Genomic DNA, 20,379 nt, shown 5'->3' with positions numbered 1-20,379 from the left:
AAAAGGCCCCGGAAGGGGCCTTTTTCATAAGGAGTCGGAGTGAAGTTATTTGTTGCCCTTTTCGTGGGGCTATTGGTGTTTGTCACATTGCTCTATGCGCCGGGGCTGCGCGGAGACTTCGAGTTCGATGACACGGCCAACATTATCGACAACACCAAGCTTCAAATAACCGCCCTCGATACAAAACAGCTCCAAGCAGCAGCTGTCTCGGGAGATGCTGGCCCCACAGGGCGCCCGTTGGCTCTCGTCAGTTTTGCGCTGAATATCTATTTCTTCGGAGTGCAGCCGTTCTACTTCAAGCTGATCAATGTGCTGATTCACCTGTGCAATATAGCGTTGGTGGCTGGCTTCACTTCTATGATCCTGCGGCGGATGTACGGTCTTTCCGCCCGGCATGGAGCACTGGCAGGATTGGCGGTGGCTGCGCTCTGGGGCGTGCATCCCATCAATCTGACCAGCATTCTTTATGTCGTACAGCGTATGACCAGTCTCTCTGCGCTGTTCGGTTTCGTTGCCATCTACCTGTATGTCCGTTGGCGGTCGCTGCCGGGGAAGGAGCAGCTTTCTTTCAGGGGGGGGCTTTCGGTACTCCTGATCCTGCTGGCATTAGTGCTCTCGCTGTTCAGCAAGGAGTCCGGGATCCTTTTCGTGCTGTTGCTCGCCTGGATCGAGTACTGCGTCTTCGAGTTCCAGATTGATCGACGAGTGCCGCGTGTCGGACCGCTCGCCCTCGGGCATCTGGTGACGATCGCAGGGCTGACAGCGGCACTCGTTGCAGTTATCTGGGTAATTCCGCCGATGATTTCGCCCGGCGCATTCGCTCAGCGCGACTTTACTCTGTCTGAACGTCTCCTTACTGAGTCGCGGGTGATCTTCCTTTATTTGGGCATGATCATATATCCGACCCTATCCAGTCTAAGCCTTTATCACGATGATTTCGTGATATCGACGTCGCTGACTCAGCCGGGCGGCACGGTGTTTGCGGTATTCGGAATCATCATGTTGCTAGCTGCCTGCCTGGTTTGCTGGCGCCGTTATCGCATGTTGTCCTTTGCGATTGGCTGGTTCTTCATCAGCCATCTGCTCGAGTCCACGGTATTTTCGCTGGAGTTGGTCCATGAGCACCGTAATTATTTTGCAAGCATCGGTTTGCTTTGTTTTCTGGTCGGGCTCTGTACACAACTGCGCGGGTTGGCACGTATTGCGTTGATAACACTGGGTGCGGCCTTTTTCCTGTTGTTCTCCTTCGTGACTTACAATCGCTCCCTTGTCTGGTCGAACCTGGTCGACCATGCGGCGTACGAGGCGGAGATGCATCCACGGTCTGACCGGGCGAACTATCAAATGGGGCGCATCTACCTGAAGCTGCTGGACAGCAGCAAAGACAAAGCTTTCGCCGCCAATGCCAGAGATTACTTTCAGCGTTCGGCAAATTCTTACCTTCCCGGTAATGGCTCGTACTTCGCGCTCATCCATCTGGCCTACTATCTGAACGAAAAAGTGGACCCTAATGTGGTCAAGCAACTTCAGGTACGCTTGCGAACCTTGCCTTTCTACAATAGCAATGTGGCATTCCTGCGGGCTCTGGTTGATTGCCAGTTGGGCGACTTCTGTCATTTACCCCCCGAAGAGCTGGTGGGCCTGCTGGCGGCATCTTTGGAGAACCCTCGGGCGGCGCCGGAAAGCCGAAGTCAGGTCTATTTGCTGCTGGGGCGGTATTTCATCGAGTCGATCGGTGATCTGAAAAAGGGTGAAGAGTTCTTCCGCGATTCGATCAACGTGTTGGATGCCCCCGGGGCGAGGATCATGCTGGTCCAGGCGCTGCGGATGCAGGGGCGTTTCGCTGAAGCGCTCGACGAGTTGAAATACGCGGCCACTCTGGACCGGCTGGGGGCGAATGCCCAGTGGATCACCTCGGAGCGAGAAAAACTCCAGCAGGCACAAGACAACAAGGTGGAAAAACAGAATGTCGATCACTGAAAGCGGGCCGCAAAGTCTGAGTATCGTTTTACCGGCGAAGAACGAAGCCGAAGGGCTGTCGCTGGTCCTGCCGCACCTCAAGTCGCTGTACCCGCAGGCGGAGATCATCGTGGTCGATGATGGTTCGACCGATCACACCGACAGCGTTTGCGAGGCTGCTGGGGTGATCCGTGCCGCTCATCCCTACAGTCAGGGCAATGGCGCGGCGATCAAAACCGGGCTGAGACGAGCCACGGGCGAGATCGTCGTATGCATGGATGCCGACGGTCAGCATCGTCCGGAGGAAATCGAACTGTTGCTGCAGAAAATGGCTTCCGGTTATGACATGGTGGTGGGCTCGCGCAACAAGGCCGGTCAGGCCAGCGCCCATCGCGGACTGGCCAATGCGTTCTACAACCGCCTGGCCAGTTGGGTGGTCGGCCATAAGGTCGCCGACCTCACTTCGGGCTTCCGCGCCATGCGTCGTTCGCGCGTCATGGAGTTCATTTCGCTGCTGCCCAACGGGTTTTCCTACCCAACCACGACAACCATGTGCTTCTTCCGCGCAGGTTATCTGGTTGCGTATATTGACATTGATGTGCAATCGCGACTGGCCGGGACGACGAGCCATATCCGGCTGTGGAAAGATGGCATGCGCTTCCTCCTGATCATCTTCAAGATCGGCACGCTCTACTCGCCGCTGAAAATTTTCCTTCCCATTGCCGCGAGCCTCTTCGCCACCGGCATCGGTTATTATCTATACACTTTCCTGACCATGTCCCGGTTCACCAACATGAGCGCATTACTGTTCACGTCGGCGCTGGTGATATTCCTAATGGGGCTTATCTCGGAGCAAATCACCGCTCTGATGTATCAGGACCGGTCAGGCCATTGATGAGCGCCCTTCCACCCTCGCGCCCGATTTTGCTGGTGCTGGCATCAACCTATCCGCGGTGGCGAGATGATCCGGAGCCTGGATTCGTCCATGAATTGAGTAGACGGCTGATCGAGCGCTTCGACGTTCATGTCATCACTCCCCATTTTGCCGGTGCGCCGCTCGAGGAAACGATGGATGGTGTGTGCATCCATCGTTTCCGCTACGCCCCTGCGCCCTGGGAGGCTCTCGTCAGCGGCGGTGGCATGCTGGCGAATGTCCGTCGCTATCCTTTGAAATGGTTGCTGGTTCCCGCCTTCCTGCTGGCCATGTTGTTTACGTTGCTACGCTTGGTCTGCTCGCTGCGACCTGCGGCCATTCACGGGCACTGGATCATTCCGCAAGGAGTGGTCATCGCGCTGGCAAGCTACCTCTGTCATTTGCCGCCAGTGCTGCTGACCTCCCATGGAGCGGATATCTTTTCGCTCAAGGGCGGGCTAATGGGGAGGTTGAAGAGCTGGGTACTCCGCCGTATCGATCATCTGAGTGTCGTGAGCCATGCCATGGTCGCGCCGGCGCTGGCATTGGGAGTGTCTCTCGATCGGCTCGACGTGCTGCCGATGGGGGTGGATCTGGAGGAGCGATTCACGCCTTCGGAAACTGTTCGGAGTAATCGGCTGTTGCTGTTCGTCGGTCGCCTGGTTGAGAAAAAGGGGCTGGCCCACCTGCTTGATGCGCTGCCGATCCTCTGCCAGCGGTATCCAGGGCTTCGCCTGCGCATCGTGGGCTTTGGTCCGCTGCTGGAGTCGTTGCAGCAACGAGCCGGCGAGTTAGGGCTGAATGAGGCTGTCGAGTTCGTTGGGGCTGTCGCTCAGGAAGGGCTGGTTCAGCACTACCGGGAAGCGACCCTGCTGGTCGCCCCGTTCGTCACTGCTTCCACGGGCGATGTTGAAGGTCTCGGGTTGGTCAGTATCGAGGCGGTCGGCTGTCGGTGTCCGGTGATCCTTGGGGATGTGCCGGCGGTGTGGGATGTGCTGGCCGAGCAACCGGAATGGATTGTCGATTCACGGGATTCACAGGCGCTCATCGCTGCCATTTCTTCCGTTCTCGATGATTCGGAGGCCGCCCGTCAACGAGTGGAGGCGCTGCGCAGTCGCCTTTATCAGGCGTTCTCCTGGACCGCGGTCGCACAGCGCTATGCCCTGCTGTTCGACCGCCTGATAGCCGGCTCCGGGGGGCGCCAGCCGTGAGCGCAAGGGCGCTGACCATCTGGCTACCCGCCCTGCGGACCGGTAGCGGCGCCGATGTCTTTGCCTTGCGCTTGGCCGAGGGGCTGGAAAAGGCAGGTCACCGTCCCGTTGTGCAATGGTTCGATCGACGATTTGAGTTATGCCCCTCGCTGCTCAAGACCGTTCGGCCTCCTCCACGGACAGATCTGGTTCACACTGGTAGTTGGCAGGGTTTCGCCTTCAAGCGCCGGGGGCTGCCGCTGGTAGTGACCGAACATCATTGTTCGATTCATCCTCTGTTGCGCAGATACCACTCCACTCCTCAGGCGCTCTATCATCGTTACTGCGTTCAGCGTTGGAATCGCCTCAGTTATCGAATGGCCGACAGCGTTGTGGCGGTGAGCCATTTTGCTGCCCAACCGCTAAGGCCGATGTTGGGTGAGCGCCTCCAGGTTATCCACAATGGCATCGACACAACGCGTTTCAGCCCTGCCCCGCGAGCGCCGTCGAGTCGCTTTCGGTTGCTTTTCGTTGGCAATCCATCTTGCTGGAAGGGCGCGGATCTGCTTGCTCCGCTGGCGGCACGACTGGGAGAGAGGTTCGAGGTATGTTGCCTGAGTGGCTTGCGTTCAAACTGGCCGAAACGGTTCGATGCGAAGGGGCTTACCTTCCTGCCGCGCGTTGCCCCGGTAGACATGCCGGAAGTCTATCGCTCAGTCGATGCGGTGCTGGCTCTGACTCGCTTCGAAACATTCGGTTATGTGGCACTGGAGGCGATGGCTTGCGGAGTTCCGGTGGTTGGCTTCGATAGCGCCGGCACGGCCGAAGTCTGTGCGGGCCCCGCCTCGGCATTGCTCGGTCCCGTCGAAGACCTCGAAGTTCTGGCCGGGCATATTCGTGAATTGTCGATGGACGTCGGGCTTGCTCGGCGCCTGTCGGAGAATGGCCGTACCCGGGCTGAGGAGTTGTTCTCCATCGACCGGTGCGTTGGGGCTTATGTGATGTTGTATAGGCGGTTGGTTACGTGATGACGGTCGAACGGGCTGATCCCTTCTGGAGCGACGCCGAGTTGGAGGCTGTGCCGACTTGCCCGATATGTGGGGCGGCCGCATCTCGCGTCCAGTACGCGGGGCTGAGCGATGAATTGGAAGGCGTGCCGGGGCAATGGCCAATGCTTCAGTGCCTCACTTGTGCAAGCAGCTATCTCGCCGAACGACCGGTGCCATCTGCAATCGGCAAGGCTTACGGCAGCTATCACACGCACGTCGATCCACGCAGTGAGCACTCGAGAGATAACGGCAGCGGCGTGCTCTGGCGTCTGATCAACGGTTACCTCAATTACCGATTCGGCGCGGGGCGTAGCCCGGCCCAGCCCTCAGGGCATTGGTTGATTGCTCTGTTCCCGCCAATACGGCTGCAGTTGGACTTCTTCTTCCGCCATCTCCCGTCGACCGGAGGCCGGTTGCTGGATATCGGTTGTGGTAATGGACGCTTCCTGTTGCGGGCTCGCGAAGCTGGCTGGCAGGTGCAAGGGCTCGACCCTGACGCCAAGGCGGCTCAGGCCGCGCGCCTTGCCGATCTTCCTGTTCATGTCATAAGTTTCGAGGATCTGCCGGCGGCTGAAAATTACGATGTGGTGACTTGCTCCCATGTCATCGAGCATGTGCATTCACCCCGAGCCCTTTTGCTGTCAATGAGATCGCATCTTCGGCCAGGCGGCATGCTGTGGTTGGCGACGCCGAATGCCCACAGCCTGGGCCATCTGATTTTTCGCGAGAAATGGCGCGGATTAGAACCGCCTCGCCACCTGCAGATCTTCTGCATAGCGTCACTGCGCAAACTGCTCGATGACGCCGGGTTCGAAGACATCATGTTCAAGCGCCGCGGCCGGGGGGCTGCCTATATCCTGCAGGCATCCAAGGCCGCGATGGCGAAGCCCGGGATCATTCAGCGTCTGCTGCCGGTGTGGTTCGTCGATCTGCTGGCGACACTTTCGCCGCGCTTTTCGGAGGAGATCGTCGTGATAGCCCGGAAGCCTGAGGTTTGATGTGCCCTGTCACGGCGGTGCTGATCAATTTTCGCGATGCGGAACGGACCTGCAGATGTGTAAGGAGCATCCTTCGTGAGCAAGTAGACCGAGTGTTGGTATGGGATAACTCCGAAGACGCCGGCCACTCTGCGGCCTGTGTTCAACAGGTATTCCTGGGAGATCTGCGAGTGCAGATCGAGGTCAGCAGCAGAAATCTCGGATTCGCTGCGGGCGCCAATAGCGCCATCGAAAGCGCACTCCGCGAGCAGCCAGACAATTGGATTCTGCTCATCAACAACGATGCGACCTTACGCGAGGGAGCCCTGAGTCGGATGGCGCAGGTATTGGTGGATCAGCCCCAGACTCAGTTGATCAGCCCTGGCATCAGTCACGCAGGCGTGGTATCCGGGCCGCTGTTCTATCACCGCTGGACAGGTTTGCAATTTCATCGTCCCATGCCGGGCAGTTTTGCTTTTCCCACTGGCTGTTGCCTGTTGATGGCGCCCGAGCGCATTGCGTTGCCGTTGTTCGATGAAGCTTTCTTCATGTATGGAGAGGACGTCGCGCTCGGAGCCAGGCTCAAGGCGGTCGCGCACATGCCCGAGGTGCTGGTAGACCATGAGGGCTCGGCAAGCAGCGGGCTGGGGAGCCGATTCTACGAGGAGCGCCTGGTTGCTGCCCATTGCCTGCTGGCGCGGGTTCTGGCACGCAATGCCGCGGAGCGTTGCGCGATGCTACTGGTGCGGTTGCCAGTGCTGCTGGCACGGGCCGCATTGCGGTCCCTGCGATTCCGCTCGCTTCTACCCATGAGAGCCTTATATGGCGGTGTGCTCATCGCGGTTGGCAGAGATCCCCTGCGGCCCCCTGTTTGCGCAGCGTCCGGAACACGAGCGACCAGCCAACGCCTGCCATGAAAGTTTCGGCTCCCGCCAGCGCCATGGCGGTGCCGGAGAGCCCGTAGCTGGGGACTAGCCAGATAATCAGGCCGAGCAGTACAGGAATTCCGATGATCTCAAAGATCAATCGTCGCTCCGGCTGCCCATTCGCAACGAGGATGGTGCCGCTGCTGACGCGCAGGGCGAGCGGGAGCGCTGCACACGCCAATAGCGGAGCAAGCTCCGCCGTCTCACGATAGCTATCGCCCAACAACCAGGGCAGGGCCAAGCTGCCGATGGCGAGTACTACAGCGGCACCTGCACCACCCAAGGCGCTGCACAGTGCGATAAGACTCACCAGCCGGGCCTGTGGCCCACGGGCGGAGGCTCCGCTTAACTGAAATAGTTTGGGTTGCGCAGCCAGCAGCAGCGCGCTCACCGGCGTCATCAGCGCCCCCAGTACTCGATTGGTGATGGCGTAGATTCCGGCATCCTGGGCACTGGCCACCTTGACAATGGCAATCTTGTCGATCTCGGACGGGTTCATTGCCACCACATGCATGACGCAGTACGTCAGTCCTTTACGCCATTCGGCAAGGCCCAGGCGGCGAGCTGTGGAGCGCAGTCGCAGGCCGCGGACGGTCAGCCTGAGAACGATGCACAGCGCGAGGGTGGCGGCCAGCACTTGACCGGCGATGAAGGCTTGTAGATTGGAAAGGCTCTCGGTCAATACGCATGGCAGCAACGCCAGCAGGCGTAGGCCCAGTGGTAGCCATTGCAACATCTGACCACGGGCGACTTGATGGTGAGCCTGATGTGCCCAGCTGCACAGCAGGATCAGCGGCATTATGAACAGCTCGATTAACCCCAGCCCCAGGATGACCGTGAGTCCGAGGTTGAGGTCGAGTGCAAGGCAGTGGGCCAGCAGCAGGAATCCTCCCAGCAGCGCGGTGGCGGCTCCTAAGCTTGCCGGCCATGCGCCACGCCAGATATTTTCCACTGCCTCGTGCCCCTGTGGTGATGCTGCGAGCATCAGGTAGCCGCAGCCAAGCGTAGGCACCAGGCCCAGAAGCGTCGCCAGCGCCGCCAGCGCTGCATATGGGCCGTATACGGCTGGGGGCATGATATGCGTCAGGAGAACCAGAGAGCCTGCCAGCGTGAGCAGGCGTAATCCCAGTATCAGCGAAGTATCGAGCGTGCTGCGTGCCAGGGCACCGATCATGCCGGAACGATGTTCCTGGCTTTATCGGGAGCGTATCGACCACGGGTATCGACCAGCAATCTGGAATGCCTGGCAAGCGATTCGTAATCGAACAGATCGTGGTCAGTTGCCAGCACCACACAGTCAAACTCCTGAAGCTTCTCGCCAGTCAGCTGCACGGAGTCCAGGTCGAAAGAGTAGTCGCGCTTGCGCGGAAAACTAGGAACGTGCGGGTCCGAATAAGCGACCTCGGCGCCCTTCTGTTCGAGCAGTGACATGATCTCCACAGCAGGCGATTCACGCGTATCGTCGATATTCTTCTTATAGGCCAGACCCAGGACGAGAATTCGGCTGCCTTTTACTGGAAGTCCACGATCATTCAGTGCGTCTGCAACTTTCTGAACCACCCAATGCGGCATGTAGTGGTTGATCTCGCCAGCCAGCTCGATGAAGCGGGTGTTAACTCCGTATTCCTTGGCCTTCCAGGTAAGGTAGAAGGGATCGATCGGGATGCAGTGTCCGCCAAGGCCCGGTCCTGGCGTATAGGGAACAAACCCGAAGGGCTTCGTTGCTGCCGCGCGGATCACCTCGTGAATGTCGATGCCCATCTTGTCGGAGACGATCTTCATTTCATTGACCAGGCCAATATTCACTGCGCGGTGAATGTTCTCCAGCAGCTTGGTCATCTCGGCTGCGCGTGGGCTGCTAACCGGCACCAGCGTATTGATAGCGTGGCCGTAGATGGCCTGGCCCAACTCCAGGCAGCGAGGTGTCATGCCGCCGATGACCTTCGGAATGGTCCGCGTGTCGTAATGAGCGTTGCCCGGATCCTCACGTTCGGGGGAAAAGACCAAGGCGCAGTTGGTGCCAGCCTTGAATCCTCGGCGCTCAAGGCGAGGCGCCAGTTCTTCTTCAGTCGTGCCTGGCCAGGTTGTACTTTCCAGGCTCAACAGTTGGCCTTCGCGGAAGAAAGGAAGGATCGCTTCCGTGGTGTCGATGACAAAGCTCAGGTCAGGTTCGTGGTGGGTATTGAGCGGAGTTGGGACGCAAATGATCAGAACGTCCGCCTCGCTACTGCGGGAAAAATCACCGGTTGCCTCGAAGCCGGCCTCCCGAGCGGCTTTGATCAGATGGTCGCCCAGGCGCTCGATATAGCTTCGCCCTGCGTTGAGCGCTTGGACCTTGTTGTCATCGATATCGAAGCCGATGACGTGTATTCCCACCTCGGCAAAGCGCAATGCGAGGGGAAGCCCCACGTAGCCAAGACCGTAAATGCCAACGACAGCACTCCCGTCGGAAATCTTGGTATGAAGCTGGTCCAGTGCGCTCATGGAAATGCTCAGATAGAAATGAATCCGTCTATTCTGGCGAGTTTTTCTAGTGGTGGGAATTATCGGAAACGCAGCTGAGACAATATGTGACTGAACTCTCGCCCATGACCTGCCCGAGCAGAGCAATTGCCTAGCGGTCGGGGGGATGGTAGTTTACGCCCGCCGCCGGTGTAGCTCAGTCGGTAGAGCAGCTCATTCGTAATGAGAAGGTCGGGGGTTCGATTCCTCTTACCGGCACCATCTTCAGCAAAAAGCCCCGCTTTCGAGCGGGGCTTTTTGTTTTCCGGATCAGGGAAAATCAGGCGTAGCCGCCAGGGTTCTGGCTCTGCCAGTTCCAGGCGTCGCGGCACATGTCTTCGATGTCGCGGGGGGCGGTCCAGTGCAGTTCCTGGCCGGCCAGGGTCGGGTCGGCATGGTAGCTGGCGATGTCGCCGTCGCGGCGGGGGAGGAACTGGAAGGGCAGTTCGCGGCCGCAGGCCTTTTCATAGGCGCGGATGATTTCCAGCACGCTGTAGCCGCGGCCGGTGCCGATGTTGAAGGTCTTCGCGCCGCTGGCGCCGTCCAGCCAGCGCAGGGCGCTGAGGTGGGCGGTGGCCAGGTCGACGACGTGCAGGTAGTCGCGCACGCCGGTGCCGTCCGGGGTGGGGTAGTCGTTGCCGAATACGCGGATGAACGGCTGCTTGCCGGTGGCGACCTGGGACACATACGGCATCAGGTTGTTGGGAATGCCGTTGGGGTCTTCGCCGATGCGGCCGCTGGCGTGGGCGCCCACGGGATTGAAGTAGCGCAGGATGGCCATGGTCCACTGCGGATCGGCCTGGGCGATGTCGCGCAGGGCGATTTCCGCCATCAGCTTGGATTGGCCGTAGGGGCTGGCCGGGCCGGTGGGGGCGTCTTCGCGGATCGGGCTCTGCGCCGCCAGGCCGTAGACGGTCGCCGAGGAGCTATAGATGAAGCGCTTCACGCCATGGCGCTGCATGACCTGGCAGAGGGTGACGGTGCCGGCGAAGTTGGTCTGGTAGTAGGCGATGGGGTCGGCCACCGATTCGGCGACGGACTTCAGCCCGGCCAGGTGAATGGTGGCGTCGATGTCATGCTCGCGGAACAGGCGGTCGAGTGCTGCCTCGTCACGGACGTCGCCTTCCACGAAGGGGATCGCCTGGCCGGTGAGTTGCTCGATGCGCTGCAGCGGGATGGGCGAGCTGTTGCTGAGGTTGTCGAGGACGACGGGATGGAAGCCCTGCTCGATCAGCTCCAGGCAGATGTGGGAACCGATGTAGCCACAGCCACCGGTCAACAGAATCCTTTTCGTCATGATCGCGCCTTTTGCTCCCTTCGCTGTTCGCCGATTCGTGAGCGTCTGAGTATGTCAGAGGCGCACGAATCGGCACTATCGAGGGCGGCGTGACCGTGTCGGCAGGTCCGAAACGTCGTACGCCGGTTTACAGGCTCAGGCGCATCGACAGGTCCAGCGCCTTGACGTCCTTGGTCAGGGTGCCGATGGAGATGTAGTCCACGCCGGTCTCGGCAATGGTGCGCAGGGTGGCCTCGGTGATGCCGCCCGAGGCTTCCAGCTTGGCGCGGCCGGCGGTGAGGGCGACGGCGGTGCGCATGTCGTCCAGGCTCAGCTCGTCGAGCATGACGATATCGGCGCCGGCGTCCAGGGCCTGGCGCAGCTCGTCGAGATCTTCCACCTCGATCTCCACCGGCTTGCCAGGGGCGATCTGGTGGGCGGCGGCGATGGCCTGGGCGATGCCGCCGCAGGCGGCGATGTGGTTTTCCTTGATGAGGAAGGCGTCGTACAGCCCGATGCGGTGGTTATGGCAGCCGCCGCAGGTGATGGCGTATTTCTGCGCCAGGCGCAGGCCGGGCAGGGTCTTGCGGGTGTCGAGCAGCTTCACGCCGGTGCCGTCCACCAGGTCGGCGTAGTGGCGGGCACGGGTGGCGGTGCCGGAGAGCAACTGCAGGAAGTTCAGTGCGCTGCGCTCCCCGGTGAGCAGGGCGCGGGCGGGGCCTTCCAGGGTGAACAGGGTCTGGTCGGCGCTGACCTGCTCGCCGTCGCGCACCTGCCATTTCACCTGCACGCGCGGATCGACCTGGCGGAACACTTCGTCGACCCAGGCGGTGCCGGCGAGCGTGGCGTTCTCGCGGGTGATGATGCGAGCGCTGGCGACGCGCTCGGCGGGGATCAGTTGGGCGGTGATGTCGCCGCTGCCGACGTCTTCGGCCAGCGCGGCGCGGACGTTGGCCTGGATTTCCCCGGAAAGCTCGGCGAGGGTGAGGTTGGGCATGGAAAGCTCCTGTTCGCAGTGGCGCGATTATACGGGCGACGGCGGGTGACGTGCAGGGCGGGCAGGTTTTTGGACCGTCGTGCGCTTTGTCGGACGGACGGCGGGTACTTCGCTGTGAATTTCTTCAAGAATGCGTGAAATGTCTCTTGGTTGTGTAAGAAGCTTCCCTATAATGACGTTGAACCTTTCTACTTTTTGACGCCACTAAATTGACGTTACGGATGACGCCTCGATGACTGTTGGTGCCGCCAGCTTGGGTCTGTCGGCAGGAGACTTGCGATGCAGAACGACGCGAACGTAGTGCCGCTGAACAAGTCGGCCACGCAAACCTCGCAGACTTCGTTCGCTGGACGCGTTCCGGCGGGGCTCGTCGCTGTCCGCGACAAGGTCGCCGTCCAACTGCGTCACGCCATGCAGGCCCTGTTCGACAACGCCGACGACACCCTGTTCGAGATGGCCGATCGCGCCGCCAACAACGCCGAGCAGAGCGCCTACTTCGAAGCCATGCGCGACCTGCGCCTCAAGCGCAAGGGCATCGAGCGCGGATTCCTGCAGAAGGTCTTCGAGAACTTCGCCAACCTGAACCAGTATGAAATCGGCCGCGCACCGGCGCTGGACACCGTCTCCTACGAGAATCTGACCCTGGTGCAGAACGACGAGCTGGAAGAAGCCGTCGCCCTGGACGCCATGGTCGCCAAGGTGATGAGCCGCGACGGCGTCGCCCTCACGCACCTCACCACCCGTTTCAACACGCTGGTCAGCAAGAAGGTCGAGGACAAGAGCAACCCGCTCGGTCCGCGCCAGCTGTGCGAGGCCTTCCTCGAGGCCTGCCGTGGCCTGGGCGTGGAGATCAAGGTCAAGCTGATCATCCTCAAGTTGTTCGAGAAGTATGTGCTGGCCGACGCCGAGCACCTCTACGCGGAAGCCAACCAGACCCTGATCGCCCTGGGCGTGCTGCCGGAGCTCAAATCCGTTCCGCTGCGCCGCCCGCCGCAACGCACCGTCGCCGCCAGCCAGGGCACGGCCCCGGCCGCAACCGCCGCCGACGTTGGCGAGCAGGGCGGCGGCCAGTACATGGACGCCGACAGCCAGGCTGCCTTCGCCGCCCTGCGCGATCTGCTCTCGCAGGTGCGCGGCAGTGCCGCCCCGGCCCGCACCCTGCCGGCCGACGCGGTACCGATTTCCAGCAATGATCTGATGCGCCTGCTTTCCCACCTGCAGTCGCACCTGCCGGCGCAGAGCATCGACGAGATCGACGTGCGCCAGCACCTGGATCACCTGCTGACCCGCGTCAGCAGCAAGAGCGGCCGTTCCCGCGTGGTCGGCCAGGTGGACGAGGACGTCATCAACCTCGTGTCCATGCTCTTCGAATTCATCCTCGATGACCGCACCCTGCCGGATTCGCTCAAGGCCCTGATCGGCCGCATGCAGATCCCGATGCTCAAGGTCGCGGTGCTCGACAAGACCTTCTTCAGCCGCGGCAGCCACCCGGCGCGTCGCCTGCTCAACGAGATCGCCTCGGCCGCCCTCGGCTGGGCCGAGCAGTCCGACGGCCAGCGCGACCACCTGTACCAGAAGATCGAGCAGGTGGTGATGCGCCTGCTGAACGACTTCGTCGACGATCCGGCGATCTTCTCCGAGCTGCTCGACGAATTCATTGCCTTCACCGGTGACGAGCGCCGTCGCAGCGACCTGCTGGAACAGCGCACCCGCGATGCCGAGGAAGGCCGCGCCCGCGCCGAACTGGCCCGCCAGGACGTGGAAGGCGTGCTCAACGAGCGCCTGCTCGGCCGCACCCTGCCCGAAGTGGTCGTGCGCCTGCTGCAGGAGGCCTGGAGCCAGGTCCTGCTGCTCACCTGCCTGAAGCACGGCACGCACTCCGCCGAGTGGGAAGCTGCCCTGGCGACCATGGACGACCTGATCTGGAGCGTGGAACCCCACGAGGACCCGGACTCCCGCCTGCGCCTGCTGGAGATGGTGCCGCAACTGCTCAAGTCGCTGCGCGAAGGCCTGGCCTCCGCCGCCTTCGATCCGTTCTCCACCGGCGAATTCTTCAGTCGCCTGGAAGGGCTGCATGTGCAGGCCTTCCAGCGCTACAAGCAGGTCGAGGAAGCCCCGCTGCTCGACCCGGACGACGAGCTGCCGCTGCTGGACGATCCGCTGGATGCGCCAGCGGCCGTTGCCCCGGCGGCCGCGCAGCCGGCCATGGTCGCGGTGGTCGAGGAAATCGTCCTCGCCTCGCCGGAGCAGGGCCGCGCCGCGGAGCCCGAAGAGGTCTTCGCCGAGGATGACGAGTCGCTGCGCAAGGTCGATGAACTGCGCGTCGGCAGCTGGGTGGAAATCCAGGAAGACGAAGAGCACAAGCTGCGCTGCAAGCTGGCCGCGGTGATCCGCCCCAGCGGCCGCTACATCTTCGTCAACCGCACCGGCATGAAGGTGCTGGAAAAGACCCGCATGAGCCTGGCCGTAGAGTTCCGTCGCAACGCCGTGCGCCTGCTGGACGACGCGCTGCTGTTCGACCGCGCGCTGGAGTCGGTGATCGGCAACCTCAGACGCCTGAAGAACGCCTGAGAACCTGCTTGCGATCCGCTGCGCGTAAACGCCGCTGCCTCATCCGATTTCCCCTGGTTCTGCGCTAGCTCGCGAAATCCTAAGCCGATGCTGAGCCCGCTGGCCGCTCGCCAGCGAGTTCATTTCCCCCGTCGCCTGCTTTAGAGTGGGGCTCTGCCAAGGAGCTTCCATGCAGATCGACCCCGAATCCGGCTGGTGCCTCGACGCCCAGCGCTGTCCCTCGCCGAACTTCAACGCCCGCCCCGAGGGCGAGGAAGTCTCGCTGCTGGTCATCCACAACATCAGCCTGCCGCCCGGCCAGTTCGGCACGTGCAAGGTGCAGGAGTTCTTCCAGAACCGCCTGGACGCCGACGAGCATCCCTACTTCGCCAGCATCTGCAGCCTGACGGTGTCCGCACATTTCCTCATCGAGCGCGACGGTTCGCTGTTCCAGTTCGTCTCGTGCAACGCGCGCGCCTGGCATGCCGGCGTGTCGCGCTTCGACGGGCGCGAAAACTGCAACGATTTCTCCATCGGCATCGAGCTGGAGGGTACCGATATCGAACCCTACAGCGAGCGGCAGTATGAGGTGCTGGCGGAGCTGACCCGGCAATTGCGCAAGGTGTACCCGGCGATCACTCCGGAGCGCATCCAGGGTCACTGCGACATCGCCCCCGAGCGCAAGACCGACCCCGGCGAGGCCTTCGACTGGGCGCGCTACCTGGCCGATATCGGCGCCGGCGTGAAGAAGGAGTCGACATGAGTTTCCTGGTGCTGTTGCTGGTCCTGCTGGTCGAGAAGTTTTCCAGCTGGCGTGCCAAGGTGCAGCGTGACGGCTGGTGGCTGGGTTGGCTGGATACCGTGGGCGGCATCCAGTCGCTGATGGCGCAGCCCTGGCTCGGCCTGCTGGTGGCGATCCTGCCGCCGTTGCTGCTGCTGGCGCTGTTGCTGACCGTGCTGGAACCGGTGGCCTACGGCCTGCTGGCGCTGCCGGTGCAACTGCTGGTGGTGGTCTGGAGCCTGGGCCGCGGCGACGTGCTGCGCGCCATCGGGCCCTTCCGCGACGCGTGGCGCCGCGAGGACGCGCAGGCCGCCTATCACGTCGCCGAGCGCGACCTGGGCGTGCAGGTGCAGGCCGATGGCGACGACGACCTGCTCGCCGTGGTGCAGGGCACGCTGGTGTGGGAGGCCTATCAGGCCTTCTTCGCGGTGATCTTCTGGTACGCGCTGCTCGGCCCGGTGGCTGCGCTGGCTTATCGGCTGCTGGCCATCGCTGCCGAACAGAGCCGCCAGCCGGAACTGCGCGAGCGCGCCGCGCAGCTGCGGCATGCCTTCGACTGGCTGCCCTCGCGTGCGCTGGTGCTGAGCTTCGCCCTGGTCGGCAACTTCGTCGCGGTGACCCGCATGCTGCTGCACGACCTGCTGGCCTGGGACGTGCCTGCCGCTCGTCTGCTGGCCCGTGCCGGCTACGTCGCCGAAGACTTCAACGAAGGCGGCCTGGGCGCCAAGGGCGTCGCCAGCCTCGACGCGCTCTGGCAGCTGCTGGTGCGCTCCGCGGTGCTCTGGTACGCCGTCTTCGCCATCTGGACGCTGCTGCTCTGAGGCAGACGATCGGGCCGGCGACCGCCGGTCCGATGATGGCATTTTAACCTTAAGTTACAGAACTCTCCGCCGATATCAGGTACACATCGAACCTGAAGTGCAAGGCGACGGCTGCTACCCGACAGTGGCCGCGCCGCTGAGCGCGCAGGGCGACGACCCGTCCAGGGGCGCGCCGCACCATCCCCGACAAGCGACATAACAATAACGGGAACAGGAGACGTCTTTGTGAGGACCGTGCTCTATCCGGCCATCGCGCTGATGAACCGTCTGAGCTTCGGTATGAAGTTCAGCCTGATCAGCGTGCTGTTCTTTCTGCCGATGCTGATCACCAACTTCTACCTCGTGCGCGACTCCTACGGGCAGTTCGTCAGCACCCGCGCCGAACTGCAGAGCCTGCAGCTGATCGGCGATGGTCTGCAGGTGCGCCGTCACCTCGAGTCCTACAACGACCTGTTGCAGATCAACGGGATTCTCGGCCAGTCGAGCAAATCCGCCGGCATCGACGCGCGCATCGGTCAATTGCACAAGGACCTGCAGGCGCGCATCGGTGCGCTGCAACCAGTTACCCAGGATGCCGAGCAGATCGCCGAATTCAACGCCAAGCGCGATGAGCTGCTGGCCAGCCTGAAGGGCGTCGACGCCGAAGGTTCGCTGCAAAGCAAGTCGGCCATGGCCGGGCGCCTGCTCAGCGAAGTGCAGGTGTTCATCAAGCTGCTGGTGTCCCAGTCCGGCCTGAGCCAGGACGACGCCCGCGACCTGCGCCAGCTCGCCGAGCTGATCACCGCCGGCACCCCGCATGTCACCCAGACCCTCAGCCAGGGCCGCACCATGGGCGCCGGCGCGCTGGGGCAGGGGTTCCTCAATTCCTCCACCAGCGGCAAGCTGGATGACCTGCTGCAGGACCTGGAGAAGCTCCACGCCGAGTACGGCCTCAAGTTGCAGGACGCGCTGGGCGCCAGCCCGGCCGCGCAGAGCGCCTTGTCCGCCGATGCCCAGGCCAGCCGCGACACCATCAAGAGCATGGGCAAGCTGTTCGAGGACAAGGTGGTGATGGCCGACACCCTCGACATGCCCTGGGCGGAATTCTTCGACCAGGTCAGCAAGGCGATGGAACAGACCTACCGGCTGGATGACCACGTCCTGCAGTTCGTCGATGGAGAGTTGCAGGGGCGCCTGGCCAGCAAGCAGCGGCAGATGGTGCTGCTGGTCGTGGCGCTGCTGGTGGTGTTCCTCGGCATCGTCTACCTCTACGGCGGCTTCTACGTTTCCACCCGCACCACGCTGAAGAGCCTGGGCAAGATGATGGAGCGTGTCGCGTCCGGCGACATGACCGTCAACTTCCAGGCCCAGAGCCGCGACGAACTGGGCGAGCTGGGCGATGCCTTCAACCAGACCGTGTCGAAGATCCACGACCTGATCGAGCAGGTCGGCCGCACCGTCAGCGAAGTGGAGCGGCAGACCGTGCGCGTGGAGTCGGTGTCCGCCGAGAGCAACCAGGCGGTGGCCGGCCAGCGCAACCAGATCGAACAGGTCGCCACGGCCATGAACCAGATGGCCGCGACCGCCCAGGAGGTCGCGCGCAGCGCCGCCGTGGCGGTGGGCAGCGCGCGCAACGTGAACCAGGAAACCACCAGCGGCCGTGCCCTGGTGGAGTCCCAGGTGGGCAGCATCCAGCGCCTGGCCGGCGAGATCGACGAGTCGGTGGCGGTGATCAACCAACTGGCCGCCGACAGCGCCTCCATCAGCCGTGTGCTGGACGTGATCAAGGGCATCGCCGAGCAGACCAACCTGCTGGCGCTCAACGCTGCCATCGAGGCCGCGCGCGCCGGGGAGCAGGGCAGGGGCTTCGCCGTCGTGGCCGACGAGGTAAGGACCCTGGCCAAGCGCACCCAGCAGTCCACCGAAGAGATCGAGCAGATGATCGCGCGCCTGCAGAACGGCGTGGGTGCCGCGGTGAAGGCCATGGGCAGCAGCCACCAGACCGCCGATGGCACCGTCAGCCAGTCGGCCCAGGTGCAGCAGGCACTGGAGAACATCCTCCAGGCGGTGGGCGCCATCGTCGACCAGAACCAGCAGATCGCCGCCGCCGCCGAGCAGCAGACCGCCGTAGCCCATGACATCGACCAGAACATCGTCGAGATCAACCAGGCCGGCGAGCGCACTTCCGAAGGCGCCAGCGAGACCGAGCGCGCCAGCCGCGAACTGGCCGGGCAGGTGGTGGAGCTGAAACGACTGATCGGCGCGTTCCGCGTCTGATCCGCAGGACCCGGGGCGGACGCTGCGGTCCGCCCCACACCGGGTTTTCGCCAGCAGACCGATGTCCGTGGGTCGCACGGAAGCACCCCATCTCACGGGCATCGGTTTGTCGGTGAACTTACGAGCGCGACGGCGCGGCAACCCCTCCCTGTAGGAGCGAGCTTGCTCGCGAACCGCCCACGAACGCGTTAATCGGATGCCTCTGTTCGCGAGCAAGCTCGCTCCTACGAAAAGCACCCTCGGCCTAACGTGATCCTGTAGGAGCGGATTCATCCGCGATCAGGGTTGGGCCGGAGCCCTGCGCGACCATGCGGCTCAGCGCCAGCCGAACAACTCCATCGCATTGCGCGTGCTGGCGCTGGCCAGCTCCTGCGGGCTGATGCCCTTGAGCTCCGCCAGCGCCGTGCAGATTTCCGGCAGGTGCTCGGGGCTGTTGCGTACGCCGGGGTACATCGACGGCGCCATGTCCGGCGAGTCGGTTTCCAGCACGATGGCTTCCAGCGGAATCTCCGGCACCACCTTGCGCAGGCGGTTGGCCTGCGGCCAGGTCGGCGCGCCGCCCAGGCCCAGGCGGAAGCCCAGCTTGAGGTATTCGCGGGCCTCCTCGCGGCTGCCGGCGAAGGCGTGGACGATGCCCTGGCGCTGGGGCTTGTAGCGCTTGAGCGTGGCGATCATCGCGGCATGGGCGCGGCGCACGTGCAGCAGCACCGGCAGCTCGAAATCGATGGCGATGCGCAGCTGTTCCTCGAAGATGGCCTGCTGGCCGTCGCGGTCGAGGTCTTCCAGGTAATAGTCCAGGCCGATCTCGCCCACCGCGCAGAGTTTCGGGTGGCCGGCCAGGCGCTCCAGCCACGCGCGCAGCGCCTGCAGATGTTCCGGCCTGTGCCGCGCCAGGTAGATCGGGTGCAGGCCCAGGGCGGTGTAGAGGTCCGGCTCCTGCTCGACCAGCGCCCAGACGTCCTCCCAGTTCTCGCGGAACACCCCCAGCAGCACCTGGCGCTCCACCCCCCGCGCGCGGCTGCGTTGCAGCACGGCGGCGCGGTCCTGGGCGAAGTCCGCGCAGTCGAGGTGGTTGTGGGTGTCGATCAGGCGCATCGGCTCACTCCGTGCGCAGCGTGAGGTTGCGCGGGATCGGGTGCACGCCCGGGGTGTAGTCGTTGCGCTCGATGGCGGCCAGCGCCAGGTCGAGCGCGCGCTCGGCGATCAGCGCGTGCTGCTGGGAAATCGCATTGACCTTCAGCGGCACGAAGTCCAGCAACTGGGTATCGCCGAAGGTGGCGATGCGCAGGTCCGCCGGCCAACCGCTGGGCAGCGCCTGGAGCACGTCGAATACCCCTTCGAGCAGCACGTAGGAGGTGGTGATCAGCGCGTCGGGCAGTTGGCCCTGGCCGACCAGCAGCTCCTCCATCAGGCGACGGCCGCAGGGGCGGCTGAAGGTCTCGCCGTGCTCGATCAGCACCTGGCCCTTGAAGTCGCGCAGGGCGCTGCGGAAGCCCGCGGCGCGCTCCTGGGAGATGATCAGCTCCGGCCGCGCGCCGAGCAGGGCAATGCTGCGCGGCGCCGGCTTGAGCAGGCTGGCGGTGAGCCGCTGGCTGGCGTCGCGGTCGTCGCTGACCACCGAGCAGAAGCGTTGCGGATCGAGCTGGCGGTCCACGGCGATGATCGGCACGCCGTCGGCCTGCAGGCGCGCATGGCTGTCGTCGCCGGCGGGCAGGCAGCTGGCGACGATCAGCGCGTCACAGCGTCGCCCGCGGAACAGGTTGAGTACCTGGCGCTCGGTGTCCGGCTCGTCGTCGGAGCAGGCGATCAGCAACTGGTAGCCGCGCGCCCGGGCGCCCTGTTCGAGCAGCTTGGCCAGCTTGGCGTAGCTGGGGTTCTCCAGGTCCGGCAGGACGAAGCCCAGGGTGCGGGTCTGCCCGCGGCGCAGGCTGGCGGCCTGCTGGTCGGGGTGGTAGCCGTGCTCCTCGATCACCGCGCGCACGCGCTCCACCGTGGCGGCGCTGATGCGGCGCTGGACGGCCTTGCCATTGATCACATAGCTGGCGGTGGTGACCGAAACACCGGCCAGGCGGGCGATATCACTGAGTTTCAACGCGGGATGCTGCCGACAATTGGGGGCTTCAAGGATCACGCATTATCGAGTAACGTGCCAGTCTCAATAGGTGAAACGATTCAGCATTGC

At 63.1% G+C, this 20,379-nt stretch carries 16 protein-coding genes, 1 tRNA gene and 1 pseudogene; 12 read left to right on the top strand and 6 right to left on the bottom strand.

Annotated features, from left to right (window positions below):
* Positions 1-39 precede the first annotated feature (39 nt).
* The 6 genes from ACNFIA_RS07140 to ACNFIA_RS07115 are packed head-to-tail and all read left to right on the top strand — an operon-like array spanning position 40 to position 7,005.
* Complete coding sequence (locus ACNFIA_RS07140; RefSeq protein ID WP_416783637.1) at positions 40-1,980, top strand: hypothetical protein; 1,941 nt, start codon at positions 40-42, stop codon at positions 1,978-1,980.
* Positions 1,967-2,854 (top strand): glycosyltransferase family 2 protein, encoded by an 888-nt coding sequence (locus tag ACNFIA_RS07135; protein WP_416783636.1) that lies wholly within the window; start codon positions 1,967-1,969, stop codon positions 2,852-2,854. The genes ACNFIA_RS07140 and ACNFIA_RS07135 overlap by 14 nt, the downstream gene beginning before the upstream one ends.
* Positions 2,854-4,083, top strand: coding sequence for a glycosyltransferase (locus ACNFIA_RS07130; protein ID WP_416783756.1), 1,230 nt, complete (start codon positions 2,854-2,856; stop codon positions 4,081-4,083). Before ACNFIA_RS07135 ends, ACNFIA_RS07130 begins: the two co-directional genes overlap by 1 nt.
* Positions 4,080-5,090 carry a glycosyltransferase family 4 protein gene (locus ACNFIA_RS07125; protein WP_416783635.1) on the top strand — a complete coding sequence of 337 codons (1,011 nt, stop codon included), beginning with the start codon at positions 4,080-4,082 and terminating at the stop codon, positions 5,088-5,090. Before ACNFIA_RS07130 ends, ACNFIA_RS07125 begins: the two co-directional genes overlap by 4 nt.
* On the top strand, positions 5,090-6,109 hold the full coding sequence (locus ACNFIA_RS07120) for a class I SAM-dependent methyltransferase (RefSeq protein ID WP_416783754.1): 1,020 nt from the start codon (positions 5,090-5,092) through the stop codon (positions 6,107-6,109). Before ACNFIA_RS07125 ends, ACNFIA_RS07120 begins: the two co-directional genes overlap by 1 nt.
* On the top strand, positions 6,109-7,005 hold the full coding sequence (locus ACNFIA_RS07115) for a glycosyltransferase (RefSeq protein ID WP_416783634.1): 897 nt from the start codon (positions 6,109-6,111) through the stop codon (positions 7,003-7,005). The genes ACNFIA_RS07120 and ACNFIA_RS07115 overlap by 1 nt, the downstream gene beginning before the upstream one ends.
* On the opposite strand, the gene ACNFIA_RS07110 is transcribed toward ACNFIA_RS07115, so the two are convergent.
* A complete protein-coding gene (locus ACNFIA_RS07110; protein WP_416783632.1) occupies positions 6,923-8,188 on the bottom strand; it encodes a lipopolysaccharide biosynthesis protein in 1,266 nt (421 codons plus the stop codon). The genes ACNFIA_RS07115 and ACNFIA_RS07110 overlap by 83 nt on opposite strands.
* Positions 8,185-9,498 carry a nucleotide sugar dehydrogenase gene (locus tag ACNFIA_RS07105; protein ID WP_416783631.1) on the bottom strand — a complete coding sequence of 438 codons (1,314 nt, stop codon included), beginning with the start codon at positions 9,496-9,498 and terminating at the stop codon, positions 8,185-8,187. The genes ACNFIA_RS07110 and ACNFIA_RS07105 overlap by 4 nt, the downstream gene beginning before the upstream one ends.
* Before the next feature lie 164 nt (positions 9,499-9,662).
* On the opposite strand from ACNFIA_RS07105, the gene ACNFIA_RS07100 reads away from it, so the two are divergent.
* Positions 9,663-9,738, top strand: a tRNA-Thr gene (locus tag ACNFIA_RS07100).
* Positions 9,739-9,796: 58 nt separating this feature from the next.
* Here the strand turns inward: ACNFIA_RS07100 and galE are convergent.
* A complete protein-coding gene (gene galE, locus ACNFIA_RS07095; protein ID WP_416783629.1) occupies positions 9,797-10,813 on the bottom strand; it encodes a UDP-glucose 4-epimerase GalE in 1,017 nt (338 codons plus the stop codon).
* A 127-nt stretch (positions 10,814-10,940) separates the two neighbouring features.
* The gene (gene nadC / locus ACNFIA_RS07090) at positions 10,941-11,789 is read right to left on the bottom strand and encodes a carboxylating nicotinate-nucleotide diphosphorylase (RefSeq protein WP_169888364.1); all 849 of its coding nucleotides are present in this window, start codon (positions 11,787-11,789) and stop codon (positions 10,941-10,943) included.
* 279 nt (positions 11,790-12,068) lie between these two features.
* Here nadC and ACNFIA_RS07085 point away from each other — a divergent pair, with 279 nt between their 5' ends.
* The 5 genes and pseudogenes from ACNFIA_RS07085 to ACNFIA_RS07065 all read left to right on the top strand — a co-directional run bounded on the left by ACNFIA_RS07085 (position 12,069) and on the right by ACNFIA_RS07065 (position 18,197).
* Entirely contained in the window at positions 12,069-14,360 is a 2,292-nt protein-coding gene (locus ACNFIA_RS07085; RefSeq protein WP_416783628.1) for a DUF1631 domain-containing protein, read from the top strand.
* Positions 14,361-14,529: 169 nt separating this feature from the next.
* Positions 14,530-15,102, top strand: coding sequence for a 1,6-anhydro-N-acetylmuramyl-L-alanine amidase AmpD (ampD, locus tag ACNFIA_RS07080; protein ID WP_416783626.1), 573 nt, complete (start codon positions 14,530-14,532; stop codon positions 15,100-15,102).
* Entirely contained in the window at positions 15,099-15,941 is an 843-nt protein-coding gene (ampE, locus tag ACNFIA_RS07075; protein WP_259759294.1) for a regulatory signaling modulator protein AmpE, read from the top strand. The genes ampD and ampE overlap by 4 nt, the downstream gene beginning before the upstream one ends.
* 258 nt (positions 15,942-16,199) lie before the next feature.
* A pseudogene (locus tag ACNFIA_RS07070) lies at positions 16,200-17,339 on the top strand (HAMP domain-containing protein); the annotation flags it as partial.
* A 144-nt stretch (positions 17,340-17,483) separates the two neighbouring features.
* On the top strand, positions 17,484-18,197 hold the full coding sequence (locus ACNFIA_RS07065; protein WP_416783753.1) for a methyl-accepting chemotaxis protein: 714 nt from the start codon (positions 17,484-17,486) through the stop codon (positions 18,195-18,197).
* Between the two features lie 315 nt (positions 18,198-18,512).
* Here ACNFIA_RS07065 and ACNFIA_RS07060 read toward each other — a convergent pair whose 3' ends face one another.
* Both ACNFIA_RS07060 and cra read right to left on the bottom strand, forming a co-directional pair.
* Positions 18,513-19,292: a TatD family hydrolase gene (locus ACNFIA_RS07060; protein ID WP_416783624.1), complete on the bottom strand. Its 780-nt coding sequence runs from the start codon at positions 19,290-19,292 to the stop codon at positions 18,513-18,515.
* Between the two features lie 4 nt (positions 19,293-19,296).
* Positions 19,297-20,289 carry a catabolite repressor/activator gene (cra, locus tag ACNFIA_RS07055; RefSeq protein WP_416783622.1) on the bottom strand — a complete coding sequence of 331 codons (993 nt, stop codon included), beginning with the start codon at positions 20,287-20,289 and terminating at the stop codon, positions 19,297-19,299.
* Between the last annotated feature and the right edge of the window lie 90 nt (positions 20,290-20,379).

The sequence above is a fragment of the Pseudomonas sp. NY15437 genome (assembly GCF_048068435.1).
GTDB classification, from domain to species: domain Bacteria; phylum Pseudomonadota; class Gammaproteobacteria; order Pseudomonadales; family Pseudomonadaceae; genus Pseudomonas; species Pseudomonas nitroreducens_B.
Note: the sequence above shows the minus strand (reverse complement) of the source record. Positions and strands in the feature narration are given on the sequence as shown.